Raw genomic sequence first — 23295 nt, 5'->3', positions numbered from 1 at the left:
TGAGGTCTGCAGGAAGATTGCGGTCGTGTTATCGGGCTGGTTTCAACCCGGCTGGCGTTGATCGTGGAAGACCTGGCGGGCCGCTGGTCCGCCGGGCGGCGTGAGCCAGGAATCTCCCTGGATCCGCGAGGGAGAGGATTCAATTCTCAGACCCTTCGGCAGCTGCGGCGTTGGAGTCGGACACACCGTCCGGCTCCTTCCCCGTTTCACCCGGCGCCCCGGGAGCCTGGTCGTACAGGATCCCGGCGAGGTCGCCGAGCTCCTCGGGCACCTTGGCGGACTCGCTGCGGCCGAGCCCGGCCATCTCGACGACCGTCACGCCGTCGGCGCCCTTCACCGCGCGCACCCACACCCGGCGGCGCTGGATGAACAGGGAGGCGGCCAGGCCGAAGATCGCGGTGAGCGCCCCGCCCAGCGCCCAGCCGCTGCCGGGCTGCTGGGTGACCTGGAAGTTGGCCCACTCCTTGGTGCCCTCGTAGGTGACCGAGCCGGCGCCGTTCGGGAGGGTCATGGTCTCACCGGGTGCGAGGTTGTCCCGCAGCTGGAGCTTGTCGGGGCCCTTGAAGCCCTTCATGTGGGCCGTGTCGAGCTGGTACACGCTCTGCGGGATGCCCGAGTCGACGCCGAGGTCGCCGTGGTACGGCGTGAGGTTCAGCATCGGGTTGCGCAGCGCCGGGAACGTGGAGGAGACCTCGTTGCCCTTGGTGTACGTCGGCAGGAGCGTGGCCTTGATACCGAGCTGTTCGCCGACGCCCTGGGCGTTCTTGTAGCCGTCGTAGACCTTGATCACACCGGAGGAGGTGACGTTGGAGTCCAGCGGCAGCAGCGGTACGGCGTCGCTGTAGACGACGTTGCCGTTGCCGTCGCGGACGGTCACGACGGGGGCGTAGCCGTGGGCGGTGAGGTAGACCTTGGAGTCGCCGATCTCCAGCGGGTGGTTGACCTTGACGAGGGTCTTCTTGTCCTTGCCGTAGGCGCCCACGCTGTAGGTGATGGCGGACTGGTAGGTGCGCGGGGTGCCCTTGTTCGGGCCGCTCTCCTCGTAGGTGCCGGTGAACTTGTTCAGGGTGAAGCTGAACGGCGTCAGGTCGTCGGTGTCGAAGAGGGTGCCGGACTTGAAGTCGTCGTAGGAGACGAGGGTGTTGGAGAAGCCGTCGCCCTCGACGACCAGCTTGTTGCCCTCGGTCTTGAAGAGCTGGCCCCAGGCGAAGGCGACCAGCATCACGATCAGCGCGATGTGGAAGGCGAGGTTGCCGACCTCACGCAGGTAGCCCTTCTCGGCGGCGACGGCGTCCCCGGCCGGGTTGGCGCGGAAGCGGCGCTTCTTCAGCAGGGCGAGCGCGGCCTCGCGGACCTGCTCCGGCTCGGCCTCGGTGCGCCACGTCGTGTACGCGGGCAGCCGGGTCAGACGCTTGGGCGCGCCCGGCGGGCGGCTGCGCAGCTGGCCCACGAACTGCCAGGTGCGGGGCACGATGCAGCCGATGAGGGAGACGAACAGCAGGATGTAGACCGAGGAGAACCAGACCGAGCTGTAGACGTGGAACAGGCCGAGCTCGTCGTAGACCGGCGCGAGGGTCTCGTGGACCCGGCGGAAGTCGGCGACCTTCGTCTCGTCGTTGCCGGTCTGCGGGATCAGCGAGCCGGGGATCGCGCCGAGGGCCAGCAGCAGGAGCAGGAGCAGCGCGACCCGCATCGAGGTGAGCTGGCGCCAGTACCAGCGGGCCCAGCCGATCACGCCCAGACCGGGCGCGGAGGAGAGCGACTCCACGGGCGCCGTGGACAGCTGGGAGCCGGCGGCTCCGAGGTCCTGGTCGTCGGAGGCGGCGACCGGAGACGTCTCACCGGTGGGGGTCGTCTCACCGGTCGGTGTGGTCTTGCTCATGGATCAGATCCCCACAGTGAAGCCGGCGGACCAGGACTGGATGTCCTGCACGAGGCGGTCCCACGCACCGGTCAGCAGCAGCAGACCGGTCACGATCATCATCGTGCCGCCGATCCGCATCACCCAGACGTAGTGACGCTTGACCCAGCCGAAGGCGCCGAGCGCCTTGCGGAAGGCGACCGCGGCGAGCACGAAGGGCACACCGAGGCCGAGGCAGTAGGCGACGGTCAGTATGGCACCGCGGCCCGCGCTTCCCTGCTGGGAGGAGAGGGCGATCACGGAGGCGAGGGTGGGGCCGATGCAGGGGGTCCAGCCGATGCCGAACAGGGCGCCGAGCAGCGGGGCGCCGGCCAGTCCGGCGACGGGCCGCTTGTGGAAGCGGAACTCCCGCTGGGTCATCCAGGGCATCAGGCCCATGAAGAAGACGCCCATGAGGATCATGAGCACGCCCAGCACCTTGGACAGGACGCCCTGGCTGGCCTGGAGGTTCTCCCCGAAGTAGCCGAACAGGGCCCCGCTGGAGACGAACACGGCGGTGAACCCGAGGACGAAGAGGGAGGCACCCGCGACCATCCGCCCGCGGCGGGCCTCGGCCAGGTCCGTGCCGGCGACCCCGGTGACGTACGACAGATAGCCGGGGACGAGCGGCAGGACGCAGGGCGAGAAGAAGGAGACGAGACCGCCGAGCAGCGCGATGGGCAGGGCGACGAGCAGGGCGCCGTTGAGCACCGTGTCGTTGTAGCCCGTCGCGGCGAGCGTGGTGACTGCGCTCACGTCACTTCTCCGCGAGGACCGGAGAGATCATCTTGCGCAGCTTCTCCTCGCTGAGCGCGGCCAGCGAGCGCGCGGCGATCTTCCCCTCGCGGTCCAGGACGAGCGTGGAGGGAATGGCCTGCAGGTTCAGGGTGCCCTTCTTGAAGCGGAGCATCAGCTTGCCCGTCGGGTCGTACAGACTGGGGTAGCTGATGCCGTACGTCTTGTCGAAGGCGACGGCGTTGGCCGCCTTGGTGTCCCGGGTGTTGATGCCGACGAACTGCACACCGTCGGCCTGGAGGTCCTGGGAGACCTTCTGGAAGCCCGGCGCCTCGGCGCGGCACGGGGAGCACCAGGAGCCCCACACGTTGAGGACGACGACCTTGCCCTTGTAGGCGGCGACATCCAGCTGCTTGCCGTCGATGGTCTTGCCGGACAGGTCGGGCGCGGCGTCGCGCTCCCCCTTGTCCACGGTGGAGATGCCGTCCTTGCCCATCACGAAGTTGGTGTCACCACCGCCGCCGGAGGTGCCTCCGGAGGTGCACGCGGACATCAACAGCGCGGCGACGGCTCCGCCTGCGGCCGTGGCCAGGGCGGTACGGCGCGAACGGATCCCGGTGGTCGAGCGCAGGGGGGCGCGGCTGGCGGCACTCATGTGAAAAGTTTCGCATGTCCGTTCCGGGGATCTTGCGCACCCCCCTTGCGGGGAGAAAACCGCATATCAGGCGGCTGTTTCGGTACCCGTCGGGGTCGGGCTCGTCGAGGTCTTCGGGGTCGCCGCGAGGAACGTCTTCCAGCCGCCGGCCGGCTGCTGACCGACATCGAGGGTGCGCAGCTTCTCCAGCACCTCGGGCTTCTGGACGTCCATCCAGTCCACGAACTGCCGGAAGGAGACCAGCCGTACGTCCGCGCCCTTCTCCTTCTCGCGCGCGATGTGCTTGAAGGCCTCCTCGACGGCGTCCATGTAGATGCCGCCGTTCCACTGCTCGAAGTGGTTGCCGACGAAGAACGGCGCGCGGTTGGACTCGTAGGCCCGCTGGAAGCCCTGGATGTAGGCCTGCGCGGACTGCTTGCGCCAGCCCGGGTAGTTGTAGCTGGGCGCCTTGGTCGAGTTGACCGACTGGTTGGCGAGCATGTTGTAGTCCATCGAGAGGACCTCGAAGCTGTGGCCCGGGAAGGGCACCTGCTGCAACGGCAGATCCCACAGGCCGCCCTTCTTCTGCGGCCACATCTGACGCCCGCCCGGCGAGGAGGCGTCGTAGCGCCAGCCGAGTTCCTTGGCGGTGGGCAGCAGGTTGTCCTGGCCGAGGAGGCAGGGGGTGCGGCCGCCGACGAGTTCCTTGTCGTAGTCGAAGGGCAGCGCGGGCAGGTCCGTCCAGCCGGTGTTGGTCCGCCAGTTCTTCACGAACGACTTGGCCTGGTCTATCTCGCTGCGCCACTGCTGCGGCGTCCAGTTGCCGACCGTGCCGTGCCCGGAGCAGAAGTGCCCGTTGAAGTGGGTGCCGATCTCGTGCCCTTCGAGCCAGGCGCGCCGCACGTTGGTGAGCGTCGCCTTGACGTGGTCGTCGGTGAGGTAGCCGATGTCGGAGGCGCCGCGCTGGTTGTTCGGCGGGTCGTAGAGGCGCTTCTTCGACTCGGGCAGCAGATACAGCCCGGACAGGAAGAAGGTCATGCTCGCGCCGTGCTCCTTGGCGAGGTCCAGGAAGCGCGGGAAGAGCCCGTTGCCGACCTCACCGGCGCCGTCCCAGGAGAAGACGACGAACTGCGGCGGCTCCTGGCCGGGCTCCAGCGGCACCGGCTTGGCCGGCTGGTGGGGCTGCTTGCCGGTGAAGGACGTCGAGCCGTCGCCGAGGGGGCGGGCGGTGGCCTTCGGACCCCCGGAGGAGCTGCCCTTGGATCCGCCCTTGCCCGAACCGCCGGCGGGCTCCGGGTCGTCGGAGCTGGTGAGGCTGCCGCAGCCGGCCAGTCCGGCGACGGCGGCGGCCCCCGCGCCGAGTCCGAGTGCTCCCCTTCGGGTGATCGTGCGCATGGCGTCCTCGTTCGTCGTGTCCTCTGAAGTGGTCACTTAATCAGAGGACATGACGAACGAGGGGGTTCCGCCGGTAGTTCCGGATTCGGTAACAGAGGAACCGATTCGGCCACCGGATCCGGCCGGTGGCCAGGGGCGCGTCCGGGCGGGGTGGCGCCTACGCCCCGAAGGCCTTGTCCTTCCCCTTCACCGGCTTGGCGCCGGCGCGGAGATGGGCCGGCACCAGGTCGATGGCGGGCTCGCTGTAGCCGACGGACACGATCCTGTCGCCCCTGTACGTGAAGGTCGTCAGCGAGGCGAGCGTGCACTGCCGCTTGCGCGGGTCGTGCCACAGCCGCCGCCGCTCGGCATAGGACCGCACGATCCAGATCGGCAGCTGATGGCTGACGAGCACGGCCTCGTGCCCGCGGGCCGCGTCCTTCGCCGCGTCCAGCGCGCCCATCATCCGCACCACCTGGTCGACGTACGGCTCGCCCCAGGACGGCTTGAACGGGTTGACGAGGTGCTTCCAGTTCTCGGGCCGGCGCAGCGCCCCGTCCCCCACCCCGAACGTCTTGCCCTGGAAGACGTTGTCGGCCTCGATGAGCCGCGGGTCGGTGGCCAGGTCGAGACCGTGCGCCTTCGCGATCGGCGTGGCCGTCTCCTGCGCCCGCTCCAGCGGGGAGGCGACGACGTACGTCACGTCACGGGGGGCGAGGTGCTCGGCGACCCGGTCGGCCATCTGCCGGCCCAGCTCGGAGAGGTGGTAGCCGTCGAGACGGCCGTAGAGGACCCCGTCCGGGTTGGCGACCTCACCGTGCCGCATGAGGTGGACGACGGTGAGGTCCTTGGTGCCGTTGCTTTCGATGGTCATGCCGCTGTGGCCTCCGCAGCCGCTCGGGCCGCCGCCGGAAGGGCGTCGGCGATTCTCTGGACGGCCGCGTCGTCGTGGGCCGTGGACACGAACCAGGACTCGAAGGACGACGGCGGCAGGTAGACGCCGTTCGCCAGCAGCGAGTGGAAGAAGGCGGTGAAGCGGAAGGACTCCTGCGCCTTGGCGTCCTCGTAGTTGCGCACGGGCCGGTCCGTGAAGAAGACGGAGAACATGTTGGAGGCGCTCTGCAGCGTGTGCGCGACGCTCTCCTTGGTCAGCGCCTCGGAGACCAGCGCCTGGATCTGCCCGGAGACGGCGTCGATCCTGGTGTAGGCGGCCTCGTCGAGGAGCCGGAGCTGGGCGAGCCCGGCGGCGGTGGCGACGGGGTTCCCGGAGAGGGTGCCGGCCTGGTAGACGGGCCCGGCGGGAGCGAGGTGCGCCATGACGTCGGCGCGCCCGCCGAACGCGGCGGCGGGGAAGCCGCCGCCCATGACCTTCCCGAAGGTCATGAGGTCCGGCCGCACGCCGTCGATCCCGAACCAGCCCGCCCGGCTGGTCCGGAAGCCGGTCATGACCTCGTCGGAGACGAAGAGCGCGCCGTTGTTGGCGCAGGCGTCCTTGAGCCCCTGGTTGAACCCGGGCAGCGGCGGCACGACACCCATGTTCCCGGGCGAGGCCTCGGTGATCACGCAGGCGATCTCGCCGGGATGCCGGTGGAAGGCCTCCTGCACGGCCTCCAGGTCGTTGTACGGCAGGACGATGGTGTCGCCGGCCTGGGCGCCGGTGACGCCCGGGGTGTCGGGCAGCGCGAAGGTCGCCACGCCACTGCCCGCCGCGGCGAGCAGCGAGTCGACGTGCCCGTGGTAGCAACCGGCGAACTTGATCACCTTGGTGCGCCGGGTGAACCCGCGGGCGAGCCGGATGGCCGACATGGTGGCCTCGGTGCCGCTGGAGACCAGCCGCACCTGCTCCAGGGGCTCGATGCGGGCGACCATCTCCTCGGCGAGCGCCACCTCGCCCTCACCGGGCGTGCCGAAGGAGGTGCCGCGGGAGACGGCGTCCTGCACGGCGGCGATCACGTCCGGGTGCGAGTGCCCGAGGATCATGGGCCCCCAGGAACAGACGAGGTCGACGTACTCCCGCCCGTCGGCGTCCGTCAGATAGGGGCCGGTGCCGGACACCATGAACCGGGGCGTTCCGCCCACGGCACGGAAGGCGCGCACCGGGGAGTTCACCCCGCCCGGCGTGACCACGGACGCACGGTCGAACAGTGCCTGCGAGACAGGCGCATCGTATGAATAGGGCAGTTCGCTCATGACCTGCGACTTCTCCGACCTTCTCCGACTTGCTGGACTCCGGTTGCCAGTGACCTCCCAGGGTAGGCCAGCGGTGGTGGGAGGCAGGCGGGGCCGCCGCCACCCGTTCCACCTCTTCGTCATCTGCGAAACTGAGACGGACTGAGCCTGATAGACGTAGCTCACAACGACCAGGTGTCGAGGGGCTGCGAAGATCCTGCGGACAGGTGTTTCAACGTACGTTTCGACGTACGGCCGTGGGGGAGGTCACTGACACGATGATCGGGTTGCGCGGCGGGGCCACGCGTCCTAGAAAAGCAGTCGGGTGGAGATATGCATCGCGGTGGCGGACTGGGCGAGGGGACTGACGACCGGGGTCCTCGACGTGCCCATCGGGGAAGGCACCGGCGCGACGCGGAGGAAGCCGGCGAAGCACGTCCGACCCAAGGCATGAACCAGGGTATGAACCAGGGTGTACCGAATGAGCCCGAGCGGATCGACCGGCGAGTCGACCAGCGGGTCGATCGTCTCCGGGCGGGGAGCAGGAATGGTGGTCGGGTGGGGGTGACGTACAAGTACTTCGGCGCTCCGGACGGTGCGACCGCGGCCCGCGTCCCGATCTCGATGCGCCCCGAGGAACTCGGCGGCGACGAGCTCGGCATGAACGGCATGTTCACCAAGATCAAGCCGGAGACGATGGCCGCGATGGTCCTGACCGGCATCGAAGGCGTTCCCCTCCACAAGGTGCCCCCGCTGGAACTGGTCGTCCTCCACCCCGACTACGCCGTCGTGAAACTCCCCATGACGGTCGTGGACCCCCTGCGCGACATCGGCGAGGAAGCGGTGGGCGCGGCGGCGTTCATCTGGTCGACGGTCCCGGACCGCGGCGGACCGCGCGACGCGTTCAACGTGTACCAGCTGCTGCACGAGTGGCAGGACTTCTCGCATCGGCTGCACGAGGCGGGGCATCAGCCGTATTGCCTTGTCTGGCCCTGAGCCGGGGTTTCACGGGTTTCGGGCGGGGCTTTCGGGTCCCGCCCTCGTCATGTGCGGGGAGGGGCCGTCAGGCGGCCAGGGCACGCCCGGGGCACATCGGTTTCGCTGGGGGCACTGATGTGCCCCGGGCGGCGGGCAGGTCGCCGTCGTCGTCCGCCTCGGCTCCGTCTCGGCTCCGTTGAGGCGTCGTCGATCGCCCTGCGGGTGCGGGGCCCGCTGGACGGCAGCAGGTGCGTGTACGTCCGCGGCGTGAAGCCCCGGCCGAGTGGCCGAGGTACGCGGAGAGTGCCTTGATACTCTCCCCGGCGTCCAGGAACACGGAGGCGTAGGCGAAGGCGTGCCGGGGAGCGTGCATGCCGTCTTCCCAGAGCCGCCTGGAGGTACCTCGCGCCGCGTTCGCGGGGAGGGATCACGCCGGCGGCGGCCAGGGCGAGCTTCCAGGCGCCCATGTTGAAGACGCTGCGGTTGTACGCCCGGCTCTTCTCATCGACGAAGAGGAGGCGGACGGTTTTGGGTTCGCTGTCCGGCTTGGCCCAGGGCAGCGTGACCTCGACCGGCGGGAACTCCTTCATGTGGGCCTTGAGGGCGGCGACAAGTTGGGCCGGCAGGGGCACTGACCGGATCTTGTTGCCCTTGGGCAGGGCGAAGACGGGCTTCGTGCCGACAAGGCGCACCTGGCGGTTGACGTGGATCCAGCCGCCCCTGAAGTCGATGTCCTCGACGGCGAAGCCGAACACCTCGCCTTGCCCGCAGGCCGCAGCCGAAGGCGAGCTTGCCGCCGGCCTGGAAGCGCTTCGGAAGTCCGGCGATGACGGCACGCACGCGTTCCAGCGACCAAGGGATGATCTTCTTCTTGGTCGCGGTCGGCAGCTTGACCGACTTCGCCTTGCAGGGGTTCTTCGGCGGCAGCCCGTCTTCCACGGCCATGCCGAGGCTGCTGGAAGGGTCAGCGGCGCTGATTATGTTCGCGCGGGCACCACGACCGACTTTGTGCTCGTGCGGGTTGGTACGACCCGATCAGGATGCCCATCCGAGGAGATGACTTCTTGATCAGCTGTGAGCCTGGTCTTCAGGGCTTCTGCCCCTGTCCGGCTCAGGGCCCAGAGACTGCTGACACGTGGGGCACATCGCCAGAGCGGGTCGTCGATGTCCACAGGGGTGTGGAAAGGCTCGACGGGGATGCCGTGGGCGCGGAACGGCTGGTGGTCGAGGTAGCGAAGGCCGCCGGATCCACACAGGTAGTGAGTGCTTCCGGTGGCCGCGGCGAGGTCGGCCAGCCGCTCGGACCGCCCTTCGCGGGTCGGGATCGCGCTGCTGTCCACCACCTCGCCGCCCCAGCCAAGCGCCGTGAGCAGGGCGAGTGTCGATGTCCTCGCGACGTCGGAGACGCAGTCTGTGTCGGCAAATGCATCGAGGACGGCGTCGAGAACCTCGCACACCGCGGGCCAGTGGCGGCTGTGGCCGTAGAACTGGCGAACGAGCAGGCTGACCACACGACGGGAGCGGCAGGGGTCGACGAGCCGGGTCTGGTTGATCAGCGTGGGGCGGCCGTACGGCAGGTGCGTGGGAAGCGTGAGCCACTGCTGCCGGTCGGGATCGTCCAGGGCGGCGAGCCTGGCGCGGTGCTGGTAGTCGCGTCGCGCGAACTGCACGTCGTCGAGGACGATCCAGCGGTCGGCGGCGAACAGCTTGGCCAGTGTGGACAGCCTAGGGAAGAGGTTCGGCTGGTGGATCGCACACACCCCGCCGTTCGCCCCGGATCGGCGTGCGTCAGCCGCTGATGAGACGGCTGTCGAAGCCAGCGCGCAGGAGGCGCTCGTAGGCGTCATACACATCCCCCGGTACGTCCTGCTCTACGGCGAAGCCGAGCTTCGGGTACTCGATCACCCGTTGCAGGTCACCGACGAGCATGTCGACGACGAGCTTCTCGTCGCCGATGGACTTGATGTAGTCGTCCAGTTCCAGTGGCTCGGAGGCACAGACCACCTCCGCCTCCGGCCACAGGTTGCGGCAGGTCGCGTACGACCGACGCTCCATGTACGGCTTGGAGATCAGCAGGAGCGACTCCACCTCCACGCCGGCGTCGGCCAGCAGCTCGCGGGAGAAGGTGATGTTCTGGCCGGTGTTCGCCGCCTCCGGCTCCACCAGGATCGCCTCGTCCGGCACTCCCAGGCCCAGGGCGTGCTCGCGGTAATGGACGGCCTCGCCGCGAGGGAAGCGCGCGCGGGTCGTGGGGCTGTTGCCGCCGCTGAACACCACGAGAGGGAAAAGGCCGGCGCGGTAGAGATCGGCTGCTGTGGTGGCCACGCCCAGGTCGTGGCTGCCCAGGCCGATCGCCGCCGAGCAGGGCCGCACCTCGTGTCCCATCTGGTGGTAGTTCCAGATCAACGTCGCGTCGTGGAACTGCTCGTCGGTGATCTGACACTGCTGGTACTCCGGCACGTGCACTCCCTGACTCATCCCTGCTGGCCACTTCGGATGCCCTCGATGCTGCGCAGCTGGTGGCTCAGCCCGAACTGCCGGGCCACCTGTGCCGCCTGATCGAGGACGGACAGCCCATCATTCCGGGTCGCCGCATCCGACAGAAGGATGTGCCCGTACGCGGCGTCCAGCCGCACACGCTGCATCGGGGAGTCGACCGTGCCGGTGGTGCGCGCGATGTCGATGTAGTGCAGAGCCTGCTTCAGGTCGCCGGCGCCGCGGTGGGCCAGGGCCAGCTTCTGGTGGGCGACCGACCAGTCCTCCGGCTCGCCCAGGTCCTCGAAGGAGCGGGTGGCGGCCGTCATCACGTTGGTGGCGTACTCGTTGTTGCCCTCCTTGCTCAAGGCCGTACCCACCCAGAGCTGAGCCCGAGCACGGTCGCGAGGGCTCAAGCGCTCGTCCGCGGCGAGCAGTTCGTAGTGGCGGGCGGAGGCTTCAAGCTGGCCGGACATCTCCTGCACGACGGCAAGGGACAGCTCGATCTGTGCCACCCGGCGCGGGATGTCGAGTTCGGTGAACATGCCGCAGGCGGTCCGGTAGGAGTGAAGGGCGGAGAGCGGGCCGAGGATCGCGCCCTGGTCCCGTTGAAGGTCACCGAGGAGGACCAGCGAACGGCCGTACAAATAGAGACCCTTGTCGTCCAGGCGGTGCGGGTCGTGACTCCCCAGCCAGCGGTTCAACAGGGTGGAGGCGAAGGGGAAGTTCTGGCGGCTGATGCACACCACGGCCCGCTCGATGTCCTCGGTCCAGGTCTCGTAGTCCGCCGGCCTCGCGCTCTTCCGCTCCGGGAACAGCACTGCCTCGAACCGGGCGTGGGCGGCAGCATCGGCACGAGCGAGCGCGGTGTCGAGGATCGCCTGGGTATCGGGCCGCGGCTGGGTTTCGACTCCCAGGCTCTCCCACTTGGCCACCGTCCGCAGGGCGACACCCAGGTGCTCGGCGAAGGCGCGCGTGCTCATCCGCAGGGCAGCGCGCAGAGCGCTCGCCTCGCGGCCTGTCCATTGCTGCACGCTGACCACGGCTGACCTCCCTCCGTCACGTATGGAAGCACTGACGGTGACGACGTGGGCGGGAAGTGCAACGGAAGTACAACAGCAGGTCATTTCGAGGCCGTCCGTGCCGGCCGACGCTATTGGGCATGGACGAGGAACTCATCACGGAACGCCGCCCGGTCACCGGCCCGCAGGTCTTCGGCTACGTACGCCACGTCACCGGTGGACAGGCCCGCCACGCGGCGTTGGTCGACTGCCTCACCGAGTACTGCCGACGGCACGAACTGACCCTGTGCGGGGTCTTCACCGACCGCGAGGCGACCGTGGCCGTCCGCTCCCCCGCCTTCGTGGGCCTTCTCGACACCCTCGAACTCCCCAACACCTACGGCATCGTGATCCCCGTCCTCAGCCACCTCGGCCCCAAGCGCATCGCCAGCGAGCGGAGGCAGCAGATAACCGCGACCAGCACCCGGCTGATCGTGGTCCGTTCCAACAAGACGATCCCGGGTCCTGTGCCTTTCCTCGGCGCAAGCCCTGGCCTTCAGCAGCAAGGGGGCACGTGATGTTCGTACGCGAAGCTCTGCGGAGCGCCCCCATGGTCAACGACGTGCCCGGACTGCGCCTGCTCCAAGTCGGTGGGTACTGGGACCTCGTACGGACCCCTGCGGACATCGGCCTCCTGGCCTTTGCACACCTCCGCGCCACCGGCGCGACGATCGGCCCCGTGTTGTACGACAAGCCCAACGAACGCCTCTACTACGCGATCAGGACCGGCAACGCCAACAGCTGGAACGACCTGCCCGTACGGCACCTCTCCAGCAACTCATGGCTGGTGGCCCCCGGCCCGGAGCTGATGGACGACTGGTTCGGCGGCTGGTGCGAACTGCCCGACGACGACACTCTCACGGACGCCGACGCCCTCCGCGCCGCGCTATCCCACCCATACGTCGTCGCTGGCCAGGAAAAGCCCTCCGGCGCCTGTCGCAGACAGACCGAGTACGAAGAGGCAGGCCGGTGAATACCCACGCAGTCATCCGCCGCATGGAGTGGACCATCCAGCCCGACCAGGAGCGGGATGCGGAGCCGACCACGTACGCGATGCAGTGCGCGGTCTGCGGCGAGACCTCGCCATCCAACATCGACTTCGCCGAACCGCAGGACTGGGTATTCGGGCACGGAGGCCGCCACCCGTCGCACCACACGTACCGGGAGATCATCACCCGGCCATGGCGGGCCTGGTGGAAGCCGTGACAAGCCACGTCGTGAGCCGACCGGGCACGCGCTACACGGGTCCCCTGTTGATCGTGCTGATCGCCACCTCGTGCGACTTCGTGATCGGCCTTGCGGTCGCCACCGCCCCGGCCGACCCCTGAGTTCCCGTCCCTGCCGGACGTAGCCGATCGAGAGGTCCCCTCCCACCCAAAAAGCCCCGGCAGGGGCGGGTCGTAAGCCCCGTCCCGGGCGGATCAACCGCCCGAGCCCTTGGACAGGTCAAGCACCGTCCGGGGCGGGTCCGCAATGCCGTTTCATCCCAAACCCCAGGAGGAGCAATGCCGAACAACACCGCCACCGGCCCGACGGCCGGGCCGGCCCAGGCCGGACTGGTCAAGGCACGTCGTCGCATCCAGGCCGCCCGCGAGCGGGGCGTCACCCCGTCCGACGGCGGCAGCACCGGCCGTACCGACGGCAACGACTGATCCAGGAGGAGAAGCGTTGTCGCCGCTGAATCTGGCGGCTCACCTGGGCCAGGACGAGTTCCTGGCCCAGGTGCTCCACCGCCGCTACCGCCACATCCCTGCCGCCCTCCCGAACCCGGGTGAGCTGATCACCTGGGACGACGTGAACACCATCCTGGCGACCCACCGCCTGGAGCCGCCCCGGCTGCGTCTGTCGGTGGACGGCGAGATGCTGCCCGCCCACCGCTACACCGCTCCCGTCACCACCCGTCGGCACACCGTCTGGCAGCGCCTGCACCCCGCGGAGCTGCACGCTCGGCTCGTCGAGGGCGCCTCCCTGGTCATCGACGCCGTCGACGAACTCCACCCACCCGTCGGCCGGGCGGCCATGGAGCTGGAGCAGTGGCTGCGCACCGGAGTGCAGGCCAACCTGTACGCCTCCTTCACCGCCCGTGAGGGCTTCGGCGTGCACTGGGACGACCACGACGTCGTCGTCATCCAGATCGACGGCGCCAAACGCTGGAAGCTGTACGGCCCCACCCGCACCGCCCCCATGTACAAGGACACTGCCGAGCCCGAGCCTCCGCCGGAGGAGCCGGTCGCGGAACTGGTCCTGCATCCTGGGGACGTGCTACACCTCCCGCGCGGCTGGTGGCACTCGGTGGCCGCCTCCGAGGGCGAGCACTCCCTGCACCTCACCTTCGGCATCCAGACCACCACCGGCGCCCAGCTCCTGTCCTGGCTCGCCGACGACCTGCGCCGCCACGACGTCCTGCGCGAGGACCTGCCCGTACACGCGAACGCCGCACAGCAGGTCGTCTACCTGGAACGGCTGCGCAAGGAAGTCACCACAGCCCTGGAAGACCCGGCTCTGATCGCCCGGTACACGGCGACGCGGGACACCACCGACCTCACCCGCCTGCGGCCGAGCCTCCCTCACATCACCCGCATCCCGACCGACCCTGACCTCCACATCAGGCTGATCACGGCCCGGACACACCTGTCGTCCGCGCCCAACGGGGACGGGGTAATCTTCCGGGCCTGCGAAAACGAGTGGGAAATGGCTGCCGAGGCCCTGCCACTGCTCCAGAGGCTGATGTCCGCCGCACCCTGTGCAGTGCCCCTCGGTGAACTGGCCGTGGCAACCGGCGTCTCGGTCGAGGATGTCGTTGCCGTCGTCTCCGAGCTGGTGGAAGGCCAAGCGGTCACGGTGGAAGGAACCGAGCGATGACGACCGCGGCTCTCGGGCTGGGCACCTACCGCACCCGCCCCTCCGCCCTGAACGACATCGTCACCCGCACGGCCGCCGACCCCACGACCGCATGGATCGACACAGCACCCAACTACCTGGAAGGGCAAGCCCAGTCGCTGCTCGCGCCGGCTCTCGCCACGCACCCGATTCCGCTCTCCACCAAGGTCGGATTCCTCACCGACCAGGCGGCCAAGGACGCCGTTTCCGCCGGCGTCCTGACCGCAGGCGAGGCAAGGCGCGGGCACTGCCTGAGCACCTCGTACGTCCGCTGGCAATGCGCCCGCAACCGCACCGAACTCGGCCGCGACCGCCTCGACCTAGTCTTCGCCCACAACCCCGAGCACACAGCCGGTGACCCACACCAAGCCCTGCTCAATGCCTTCACGGCGCTCGAAGGAGAAGTGGCGGCCGGAACCCTGGCGGCATACGGCGTCGCCTCCTGGGACGGCTTCGAGACCGGCAGGCTGAACATCCCCGCATTGCACCGGCTGGCCGGTGAAGCCGCCGGCACGGAGCAGCACCACCTGCGCGCGATCCAACTGCCCGTATCCCTCGTCACCGCAACCGCCTTGGCCCAAGCCCTGGGCGGAATGGGACCCATCGCTCAGGCAGCCGGCCTTGGATGGCAGGTGTTCGCCTCGGCCCCGCTGTTCGGCGGCGAACTGCCCCAACTGGCGACGCGCGAACTCACCACACTCCTGAACCCGAACCTCACCGTCCCGCAGGCATGCCTGCTGGCGGCCGCCTCATGCCCCGGGGTGACACGGATTCTGCTCTCCGCCTCCACGCCGGCACACTGGGCCGAAGCCGAAGCCGCCCTCCAGAGGCTGGCTGTCCCGGTCGCAACGCTGCGAAAGGTGCTGGATGTACTCGCCGCCGCCTGACCCTGCCGACCAGCACCGGATGCGTCAGGCGTTCGCGCAGTGCGCACAGACGCTGCGCACCACGATCGCCGGTCCAGAAGTCTGGGGCTGGCACGGCCGCACCCTCAGCAGCCGCGTCCAGCACACGGACCGGGGAGCCTGCTGGCTGAGGCTGCTCACCACGCCAGAGGACAAAGCGGCGGGCAAGATCTGGGAGGGGAACCAGCAGGCCGCCGCCATCTTCGACGGACACATCCACAAGCCCCTGCTCTACTCGACCACGGAAGCAAGATCAGGCAGCTACGCCTACCTGGCGGAACTGCATCAGTACGTCACCGAACCTGCCTCCTCCCCCAGCCCCGTCCTCCGTACGGACCCTAATCCTTCCGCCGCCTGGTGGGAATCGCTCCGCACCGACCTGGAGTACGTGAGCAGAGTCCCCACGGGCCGCCTGGCCGTACGGCAGGAGTGGGTGGACCGCAGCGTCCCACGCTTCCTCGACATGCCAGGCCCCCGGATCACGGACTGGACGACAGCCCACGGCGATATGCACACCGCCAACCTGACCAGCACCACCCCGTATCTCCTTGACTGGGAGGGTTTCGGTCAAGCGCCGGCCGGTTACGACGCAGCCACGCTGCTGGCCTACTCGCTGCTCAACCCCCGCTTCACCCAGTGCGTCCGGGACACCTTTTCCGTCCTCAAGACGGAGGCGGGGCGCGTCGCCCAGATCATCGTCATCACGGAACTACTGCAGTCGGCATCACGCGGGGACCATCCCGAACTCGTCCCAGCGCTCCGCACTCTGGCTGCAGAACTGGCTTGATCAGCCCTCAGGTTCGTCGCCGTCGCGTGAACGACACCAGGGCCCGCGCCCTCGCGTCGCTAGCCATTAAGGGTTCAGCCTCTCGGCTGGCATCCGGAACCTACATACCGCTGAGCTCCATCCTCCGCCGCCACGCACGAGTACGATCACGGAAAACGGAACGCGGGGGAATCGATGTCCACGATCGTTGTGGTGCACGGCATAGGAAAGCAGTACTCAGGCGCCAACTCCCTGCAGGGCCCGATCTCTGCTGCGCTCCTGGACGGACTGAACCGCGCCGGGGTCACGGAGGTGAAGCCGGACAGCGTCCACGTCGCCTTCTACGGCCACCTGTTCCGCTCGCCGGGTACCGCACCAACAAAGGGCGACCTGGCCTACACGCATCGGGATGTGACCGATCCGTTCGAGATCGAATTACTCATCCGCTGGTGGGCGGAGGCACATCGCGTCGAGCCGGACCGGGTACCACCACCGGCGGCTACGGGAACCAGTAAGGCGACGACGCCACAGACTGTGCAGCGTGCCCTGTACGCGCTCAGTCGCTCCCGCTTCTTTGCACGTGCTGCCGACCGCTTCCTCATCGGTATGCTCAAGCAGCTCCGCCTCTATCTCACGACACCCGAGGTCCGCGAGCGCGTACAGGCTGACATCACCGCCGCGGTCAAAGCCGACACCCGCGTGATCGTCGGCCACTCTCTCGGCTCAATCGTCTCTTACGAAGCGCTGTGCGCCCATCCAGAGTGGCCAGTCCACACTTTCGTCACGCTCGGCTCGCCCTTGGGCATCCCGAACCTCGTCTTCGATCGCTTGTTGCCTGAGCCACTCTTAGGCAATGGAAGTTGGCCGGGCAGCGTAAGAGCCTGGACCAATCTGTGCGACCGACATGACGTCGTCGCCCTCGCCAAGCGTCTAGGCCCGCTCTTCAGCGACGGCGAGAACGTCGTCCGCGATGTCCTCATCGACAACGGCTGGCAGGCCCACGCCATCGAATCCCACCTCACCGCCGCAGAGACAGGTGAAGCAATCTCCGAGGGCCTGCGGATGGCACCGTGACCCAAGTGAGACCAGGCGCAGTACGACGTACGCTACTCGTCGGCGGCACAGCACGTTACGACCATCATCCAGAGCTCCCACAAGTGCCCGCGGATATCGATGTCGTCAGGAGAGTTTTCGGATTGCTCGGCTACGAAACCGGGCACCAGCTTTTGGACAAAACATGTGAGGGCTTCCGCGCAGGGCTCGCCAACTGGGCCGGAGCTGAGGACCGAGCAGAGGACGCTCTGATCCTCTACTACAGCGGCCACGGCGACCGTGATCACGAACGCCACTACCTGATGTGCCGGGACAGTCGTAGTGACCGCCTCGCCGGCACCGCCCTGGCCACCGAGGATTTAGTCCGGATCATCACCGAGAGCGGGATTCAGCGGCTTCTGCTGATCATCGATACCTGTTACGCCGGGCAGGGCAGCGTCGACGCTGCACGCGCCCTGGCCAGGGGTCTCGGTGTCCAGCTCAGCACGACCCGCGCCGCCGACGAACACCGACTCACTGCGTTCTCCGTGATCGCGGCCGCCCGCTCCCATGAACTGGCCGAAGATGGCGCCTTTACGTACGCCCTCCGGACGGCGATCAGCGACCCAGACCTGGGTGGGCACCGCCAGCCCAAGCTCTATCTGGAGCAAGTCGTAGACCGGGTCAACGAAGTCCTCGCCGAGCACAGCCCGTATCAGCATGCCGCTTTGGGAACTCTGCCGAGTGGCGAAGGCTTCCCCTTCATCCCTAACCTCGATCGTTCATGAGTCCTCGTCGGTTCGCTGACGGGGACTCCGCGTTTGTGTGGTGCGGTCTTTTCGGGGTTGGGGCAGGGCGAGGGTCCGGCTTTCGCGTCGGATGGGCGCCGGGTTCCACTTCGCCGGTGTGGTGGTGCGGGTCGTCGGGACGGTCGATGTGGCTGGTCAGCCGGGGTTCGGCAGGGCGTGGAGCCTGACGATCGCGTGGCTGATGACGGCGGTCCAGGGCCATCGGGTGGGCAGGCGGAGCCAGCGGCGGCGGCCGGTGTTCACGAGCTGCGCGGGGGCGGAGAACAGCCGCAGCCGGAGCTTCTTGGGCTCCCAGCGGCGGGCATCGCCGCTCAGTGCGAGCATCGGCATCCAGGCGAGGAGGTCGAGTGCGAGGGAGACGATCTCCAGCCAGATCCGGTTTTGTGCCGTGTCGTGCAGGGGCAGATTGCGCAGGCCGGTGGCGCGGGCGCCGCGGATGCGGTCCTCGCAGCGGGCCCGCCTGCGGTGACGCAGTTCGAGGTCGGCGAGCTGGCCGCCTTTGGTGTTGGTCGCGAAGCAGGTGAGCCGCAGTCCGTCGAGGTCGGTGAAGCGCAACTGTGCCCCGGGGTGCGGGCGTTCCTTGCGGACGATCAGCCGCATGCCCTTCGGCCAGGTGCTCAGGTCGGGCATGTCGGTGATCTCTGCGACCCAGGCTCCGGGCCGTTCGGTGCCGCCCGCGTCGTAGGCCGGTGTCCATGCCTTCTTCGGGATCTTCAGGACGGCCTGGTGGATGGCGTCGGTGATGGTCATTCCGACGGAATACGACAGCCACCGGCCGCGCCGGGAGAGCCAGTCGAGGAAGGCGTGGGTGCCGCCGCCGGAGTCGGTGCGGATCAGCGTCTGCCGTCCCCGCCGCAGGCGTTTGGGCAGCTGGGCCAGGGCGAGTTGGGCGGTCTCGATGTGATCGGCGGCGGTGTTGGAGCCCGCGTTGCCGGGCCGCAGCAGGGCCGCCACCGGCTCTCCGGACCCGGCTGGGCCGTGGTCGACGAACGCGACAAGCGGGTGATGGCCGAAGGTCTTCTTCCAGGTCGCGGTGGCGTCTTGTTTCTCGGAGTGGGCGAGGACCAGCACGCCGTCGATGTCCACGATCACCTGGCCGTCGGCGGCCGGACTGCTTGCCCCGGCCAACTCCCAGACTCGCTGACGTACTTCGGAACGCGCGCCGCGGATCGCTGCAAGAGCTTTCGGGCCGGACGCGGCGAGCGCGTCGACGAGGCGGGAGACGGTCGGATCGGAGGCCACCGGGCCGAACACCGCCGGCTCGGCCCGCAGCATGCCGACGTCGGCCAGACAGTCACCGCCGAGTGCGACGGCCAGCGCCACATCCAGCAGGATCTTGCCCGGATCGTGCACGGCCCGCCGCTTGCGCCACGGCGCCAGCGCCGCGGATATCGCGGTGTCCAGGCCGGACCTGCGGACCGTCTCGACCAGCAGCACGGCCCCGGCCTGGGCAACAACTCCACGGCCGCCGCCCTCGACACGGACACGCGGGTACGACCCGCTACTCTTCTTCACCTGGAGAGTGCTTCTTTCCTTGCAGTGACAGGACCCTCGACAAGTCCCATCGTTGCAGGTCAGCAGCACTCTCCATTTATTTGATCAAGACTCGGACAGACCCACTCGCGAAAGCGCGAGGCTAACCCCCGCTACACCCCGGATGTACCGGACAAGGGCATGGACCTAGCCGAACAACGTACTTGGGTCAGCCCGGAAGGACGCCGGCGCCGCGAAGAACTGCTCACCCACTTCGAACCCCGTGGCCGCGGTACGGACGCCTGCACAGGGACCACAGGCTCCTACTTCACCGGACGTTTAACAGCGCTGACTGAACTGTCCGACTGGCTGGACAGCCGGTCCCGACAGCTCGGCCGCTGCTCGATGGTGACCGGGCGAGGCGGAGTCGGCAAGTCCTCGCTCCTCGGACGCCTGATACTCCTCGCTGATCCCTTGCTCCGGGCAACCCTGCCGGACATCGATCACAATGCAATCCCGCCCCAGCAGCGCGTGCACGCAGCCGTACACGCGCGGCACAAGCTCCTCGAAGACGTCACCGCAGGCATCGCCGACGCAGCTGGCCTGGCCGAGACCGATCCGGAACGGCTCATTGCCGCGCTCGCCAGCCGAACCGAACCCCTGGTCGTCGTCGTCGATGCCCTGGACGAGGCTGGGACGGCAACCGGCGACGCCGAACCCCACCGCATTGCTGCAGCCCTGCTTGGTCCGCTCTCCCAACTTCCCTGCGTCCGCCTACTCGTGGGCGCCCGACCACACATGCGAGATGCCCTTGGCAGCGAGTTCGCCTGCCTGGACCTTGATGAGCCACGCTGGACCGGAGAGCGGGACATCGAAGAATACGCGCGTCGGCTACTCCTTGCTCCCGACGGCCCCGGCAGCGTCGGCATCTACAACGCCGCCACGGCGGAACCGGTGGCCTGCGTCATCTCGTCACGTGCCAACCGAAACTACCTGGTCGCCCGCCTTATCGCCCGACCACTCGCCCACCGCGCACGGCCGGTCGACACAAGCATTCCCGGCTGGGAGGAGGAACTACCAGGGCTTAGCGCGCTCCCGAATGGTTCAGCGGGCCCCGCATTCCGCTGGGCACTGCACGAGCAGTTGCAGGCTGGTGAGGCCCAGGGCCGTGCCCTTCTGACAGCCCTGGCCCACGCCGAGGGTTCCGGCCTCCCCGCGGGCGATGTCTGGCGCGCAACCGCCTCCGCCTTCACTGGCGACGAGGTCACGGGCCAAGACATCCGCTGGATCCTGGACTCGGCGAGTGCACACATCGTCGAAGACCAGGACATCGGCCCGGATGGTCAGGCACGCTCCGTCTACCGCCTCTATCACGAGTCATACGCAGAGGAACTTCGGGCCGCCACCGGGCCTGGAGCGGCCAAACACATCGCTGCTGCGCTATTGACGACCGTGCCGGTCGTCCCTGGGACGCAGTCATACGCATGGTCCGACGCGGATCCGTACGTACGTGCACATCTGGCCAGCCATGCCGCCGGCGATGCGCTGCTTGACGACCTTGTCCTCGATCCGACCTACTTGCTAGTAGCCGAGCCGTCGGCTCTGCACCGGGCGCTACGACATGTCCGAAGTGCCGAGGCGCAGGCCGCCCGCGCCGCGTACGAGCGCTGTTCGCCCGTGCTGGTGGAAGACGCCGTTACTTCGCCAGCAGCCCAACTGCGTCTCGCCGCAGTTCAGTCCGGCGCACATGCCCTTGCCGAGGCAGTACGCCTACGCTTCCCTGATCTCCCCTGGGACACGTTGTGGGCGGAGGTACCGAAGCGTCCCTACCCCTTCCGGGCCATCGGCGCCTTCTCTACCCCCTTGAGGGGCGCCGAGGTCTTGGACGTCTCCGGAACGAAGGTACTGGCCACAGCCCAAGCGTTGGGCCAGCTCGAACTGTGGGACTTCGACACGGGAGTGCACCTTGGGCAGCTGCCTCCCCCGGCCTCATCCCGTGTCCTGGCACTCGCGTCCTGCGATGAGTCGCGCGCACCCTGGCTACTCGTCCACTCCGGCCACGGCAATGAATGGAACAGCACTGTCGAGGTGTTCGACGTCGGCACACGGCGCCGACTGGGTTTGCCCGTAAAAACCAGAGCAGCACAGTGCGCGCTCTCTGAAGTCGAGGGCACTTGCGTGATCGGACTGATGTCAACCGACGGGTTGGTACAACTGATAGACGCAAGCACGGGCTCGGTCCTGGCCCGACTTACCTCTCAGATGCGAACCCCCAATCTGGTACGCCGTCCGACTGACTCCGCTACTGTCCTGGTCTCCGGCCTACGCCACCCACAGCACCTGGCTATGCAGGTTGCTGACGGCCGCTTGGTCGTGGCGGCGACTGTAGGGGTGGGACGGACAGCGCCCCGGTTGTCGGGCCGTGCGGAGCTTGCAACCTGGACCGTGGATCCGGGGCAGGGATGGAGGGTCTGCGACGAGCGGTATTACCGCTTGAGGGGCAGGAACGTGGCGGCACTGGCCATACGTCGAGGTCACATCCTCGTGTCGTCGGAGGGTCGACCCCGGATCACCGGGCGCGCTCAGGAAGTCATCCGGCGGGGGAAAGTGACGGAGTGGTTTTACCGTCGCGGTATGGGGCCTTCAGCGCTGATCATGACGGATGGTGGCTCATACCGTGTGTGGGCCCAGTCCTCATTCGTCCGGGTGACGGATGCCGCTGGCAAAGAGACCAACTGGCTCGAAACCGAGTTGTCCACATCAGCACAGCTCACGGTGATTCCCTCCGACCCAATGCGCGCAGACCTCCTGACGTGGCGCACGGAGGGTAGTTCGGTCCAGGTCAGGGTCCTGCCTTTGGAAATGGAAGAAGGGCCGAGGGAACGCCGATCCGATGCTGTCGACGCCAGGTACACCCGCCTGGTCGTGGGAGAAATCTCTGGTAAACCCGTCCTGGCGCGGTGCGACTCGACCAAGCCACCCCGTCTGGTCGATCCAACCTCTGGGCAGGTGACCTCAGTCTTCGATTGCGGAATCCTGGAAGAGATGCGTCTGCAGGACATGTCCTACTGCGGTGCGCCAGGAGCGCCGATCGTCGCATACCGATGGCTTCGACATTGGCCGGCTCTGCATTGGGTGAGGGTTTTCGAGGGGCATTCATCCCGCAGCGTCCGCCTGAGTGGTGGCTTCCTTAAGCCAGTCACAGAGATGCAAATAACCTCATTCGACGGACGCCCTCTAGTCATCGGCCTATCCTCCGCCGGGCTCACTGCCTGGAATCTCCGCGGTGTCCCTGAGGGACACATAGCTGCCTCCCGGTGCCTGAGCCTCCGGGCACTGACCATGGAAGGGAACGCGCTGCTCTCTGTAGTGGATATCAAAGAGCAGGCCATCAGAATCTTCACATTACCGAACTTCGATCAGCTCGCAAGCGTCCACATCGACTCCGCCGATTATCCTGGCGTTCCTCTGGCAGCAAATCCTTACGACTGGTCGTACGCCCACGACCTGGCATTGTGGAACGGATCACCAGTTGCCGGATGTGTAAATCAAGCCGGCTGGCTCAGCGTCTATTCCATCCTGGACGATTCGCTTGAGTGGAGTTGGAAGCTGCCGCAGACCCAACAGGTCACCCACCTCGCACTCACAACAGTTGGAGACCGCGGCGCCGCAATCGTGTGCACGAGCGACGGCACCGTCTTGCTCGTGGAGGCAGGCTCAGAACGCCTGCTGTGCCAAGTGCATCTCGGAGTGACGATCCGAAGGATCACAATCATCAGTGAGGGGGTAGTGGGGCTCGTCACGGAGGGGGGCCTCTTCTGCCTCCGCCTTACGCCGGGCTCGTCAACCGCATGACCAGTGTCAGACTGCCTCATCAGAGCCCAGCGCCTTTTGAGCTGTACTGGGCTTCGCTCCTTGGCCGACACAAAGCCGCTCACACACTCGGCATATCGTGAGCCACACCACAACACCCTGCTGGGGTGGCCAGCCATCACTTCTGAGGGCACATCCAGGGCACATGAGCCTGGGAAACGGCGTCGACCAGTGAGAACTGCCGAGAGCCGTTTCCGCAGGTCAGCGTACATCCCACCAAGAAAGCCCAGG

The 23295-nt window shown here is 67.8% G+C and carries 22 protein-coding genes and 1 pseudogene; 12 read left to right on the top strand and 11 right to left on the bottom strand.

The window, feature by feature from the left end:
- Positions 1-139 precede the first annotated feature (139 nt).
- The 6 genes from resB to hemL all read right to left on the bottom strand — a co-directional run bounded on the left by resB (position 140) and on the right by hemL (position 6833).
- Positions 140-1882: a cytochrome c biogenesis protein ResB gene (gene resB / locus OG289_RS29650; protein ID WP_327317104.1), complete on the bottom strand. Its 1743-nt coding sequence runs from the start codon at positions 1880-1882 to the stop codon at positions 140-142.
- Positions 1883-1885: 3 nt separating this feature from the next.
- Positions 1886-2656 carry a cytochrome c biogenesis CcdA family protein gene (locus tag OG289_RS29645; protein ID WP_327317103.1) on the bottom strand — a complete coding sequence of 257 codons (771 nt, stop codon included), beginning with the start codon at positions 2654-2656 and terminating at the stop codon, positions 1886-1888.
- Between the two features lies 1 nt (position 2657).
- Positions 2658-3290: a TlpA family protein disulfide reductase gene (locus OG289_RS29640; protein ID WP_327317102.1), complete on the bottom strand. Its 633-nt coding sequence runs from the start codon at positions 3288-3290 to the stop codon at positions 2658-2660.
- Between the two features lie 66 nt (positions 3291-3356).
- Positions 3357-4664, bottom strand: coding sequence for a hypothetical protein (locus OG289_RS29635; protein WP_327320839.1), 1308 nt, complete (start codon positions 4662-4664; stop codon positions 3357-3359).
- Positions 4665-4821: 157 nt separating this feature from the next.
- A complete protein-coding gene (locus OG289_RS29630; protein WP_327317101.1) occupies positions 4822-5517 on the bottom strand; it encodes a histidine phosphatase family protein in 696 nt (231 codons plus the stop codon).
- Positions 5514-6833 (bottom strand): glutamate-1-semialdehyde 2,1-aminomutase, encoded by a 1320-nt coding sequence (gene hemL / locus OG289_RS29625; protein ID WP_327317100.1) that lies wholly within the window; start codon positions 6831-6833, stop codon positions 5514-5516. The genes OG289_RS29630 and hemL overlap by 4 nt, the downstream gene beginning before the upstream one ends.
- A 537-nt stretch (positions 6834-7370) precedes the next feature.
- Between hemL and OG289_RS29620 the strand changes: the two genes are divergently transcribed.
- Entirely contained in the window at positions 7371-7808 is a 438-nt protein-coding gene (locus OG289_RS29620; RefSeq protein ID WP_010353923.1) for a hypothetical protein, read from the top strand.
- Between the two features lie 67 nt (positions 7809-7875).
- On the opposite strand, the pseudogene OG289_RS49785 reads toward OG289_RS29620, so the two are convergent.
- The 4 genes and pseudogenes from OG289_RS49785 to OG289_RS29605 all read right to left on the bottom strand — a co-directional run.
- A pseudogene (locus OG289_RS49785) lies at positions 7876-8750 on the bottom strand (tyrosine-type recombinase/integrase); the annotation flags it as partial.
- Positions 8751-8767: 17 nt separating this feature from the next.
- Positions 8768-9550: a WbqC family protein gene (locus tag OG289_RS29615; protein WP_327317099.1), complete on the bottom strand. Its 783-nt coding sequence runs from the start codon at positions 9548-9550 to the stop codon at positions 8768-8770.
- A gap of 28 nt (positions 9551-9578) precedes the next feature.
- Positions 9579-10268, bottom strand: a complete 690-nt coding sequence (locus OG289_RS29610) for a YdcF family protein (protein WP_327317098.1) — start codon at positions 10266-10268, stop codon at positions 9579-9581.
- Positions 10265-11308, bottom strand: a complete 1044-nt coding sequence (locus tag OG289_RS29605) for a helix-turn-helix domain-containing protein (RefSeq protein ID WP_327317097.1) — start codon at positions 11306-11308, stop codon at positions 10265-10267. The genes OG289_RS29610 and OG289_RS29605 overlap by 4 nt, the downstream gene beginning before the upstream one ends.
- A gap of 119 nt (positions 11309-11427) precedes the next feature.
- Between OG289_RS29605 and OG289_RS29600 the strand changes: the two genes are divergently transcribed.
- The 10 genes from OG289_RS29600 to OG289_RS29555 all read left to right on the top strand — a co-directional run bounded on the left by OG289_RS29600 (position 11428) and on the right by OG289_RS29555 (position 17697).
- The gene (locus OG289_RS29600; protein ID WP_327317096.1) at positions 11428-11844 is read left to right on the top strand and encodes a hypothetical protein; all 417 of its coding nucleotides are present in this window, start codon (positions 11428-11430) and stop codon (positions 11842-11844) included.
- Entirely contained in the window at positions 11844-12299 is a 456-nt protein-coding gene (locus tag OG289_RS29595) for a hypothetical protein (protein ID WP_327317095.1), read from the top strand. The genes OG289_RS29600 and OG289_RS29595 overlap by 1 nt, the downstream gene beginning before the upstream one ends.
- Positions 12296-12532, top strand: coding sequence for a DUF7848 domain-containing protein (locus OG289_RS29590; RefSeq protein WP_442818970.1), 237 nt, complete (start codon positions 12296-12298; stop codon positions 12530-12532). The genes OG289_RS29595 and OG289_RS29590 overlap by 4 nt, the downstream gene beginning before the upstream one ends.
- Complete coding sequence (locus OG289_RS29585) at positions 12529-12654, top strand: hypothetical protein (protein WP_327317094.1); 126 nt, start codon at positions 12529-12531, stop codon at positions 12652-12654. Before OG289_RS29590 ends, OG289_RS29585 begins: the two co-directional genes overlap by 4 nt.
- A gap of 177 nt (positions 12655-12831) precedes the next feature.
- Entirely contained in the window at positions 12832-12978 is a 147-nt protein-coding gene (locus OG289_RS29580) for a hypothetical protein (RefSeq protein ID WP_327317092.1), read from the top strand.
- 16 nt (positions 12979-12994) lie between these two features.
- Positions 12995-14188, top strand: a complete 1194-nt coding sequence (locus OG289_RS29575) for a cupin domain-containing protein (protein ID WP_327317091.1) — start codon at positions 12995-12997, stop codon at positions 14186-14188.
- Positions 14185-15093 (top strand): aldo/keto reductase, encoded by a 909-nt coding sequence (locus tag OG289_RS29570; protein ID WP_327317090.1) that lies wholly within the window; start codon positions 14185-14187, stop codon positions 15091-15093. The genes OG289_RS29575 and OG289_RS29570 overlap by 4 nt, the downstream gene beginning before the upstream one ends.
- On the top strand, positions 15074-15898 hold the full coding sequence (locus tag OG289_RS29565; RefSeq protein ID WP_327317089.1) for a phosphotransferase: 825 nt from the start codon (positions 15074-15076) through the stop codon (positions 15896-15898). The genes OG289_RS29570 and OG289_RS29565 overlap by 20 nt, the downstream gene beginning before the upstream one ends.
- 174 nt (positions 15899-16072) lie before the next feature.
- Complete coding sequence (locus OG289_RS29560) at positions 16073-16951, top strand: hypothetical protein (RefSeq protein ID WP_327317088.1); 879 nt, start codon at positions 16073-16075, stop codon at positions 16949-16951.
- Positions 16948-17697, top strand: a complete 750-nt coding sequence (locus OG289_RS29555; protein ID WP_327317087.1) for a caspase family protein — start codon at positions 16948-16950, stop codon at positions 17695-17697. The genes OG289_RS29560 and OG289_RS29555 overlap by 4 nt, the downstream gene beginning before the upstream one ends.
- A 156-nt stretch (positions 17698-17853) precedes the next feature.
- Here the strand turns inward: OG289_RS29555 and OG289_RS29550 are convergent, their stop codons facing one another.
- Positions 17854-19233: an IS1380 family transposase gene (locus tag OG289_RS29550; RefSeq protein ID WP_327314104.1), complete on the bottom strand. Its 1380-nt coding sequence runs from the start codon at positions 19231-19233 to the stop codon at positions 17854-17856.
- A 159-nt stretch (positions 19234-19392) separates the two neighbouring features.
- On the opposite strand from OG289_RS29550, the gene OG289_RS29545 reads away from it, so the two are divergent.
- On the top strand, positions 19393-23046 hold the full coding sequence (locus tag OG289_RS29545; protein ID WP_327317086.1) for an ATP-binding protein: 3654 nt from the start codon (positions 19393-19395) through the stop codon (positions 23044-23046).
- Positions 23047-23295: the final 249 nt, after the last annotated feature.

Source organism: Streptomyces sp. NBC_01235, from assembly GCF_035989285.1.
GTDB lineage: Bacteria > Actinomycetota > Actinomycetes > Streptomycetales > Streptomycetaceae > Streptomyces.
The sequence above is the reverse complement of the archived record's forward strand: the minus strand, read 5'-3'. Positions and strand labels throughout refer to the sequence as shown.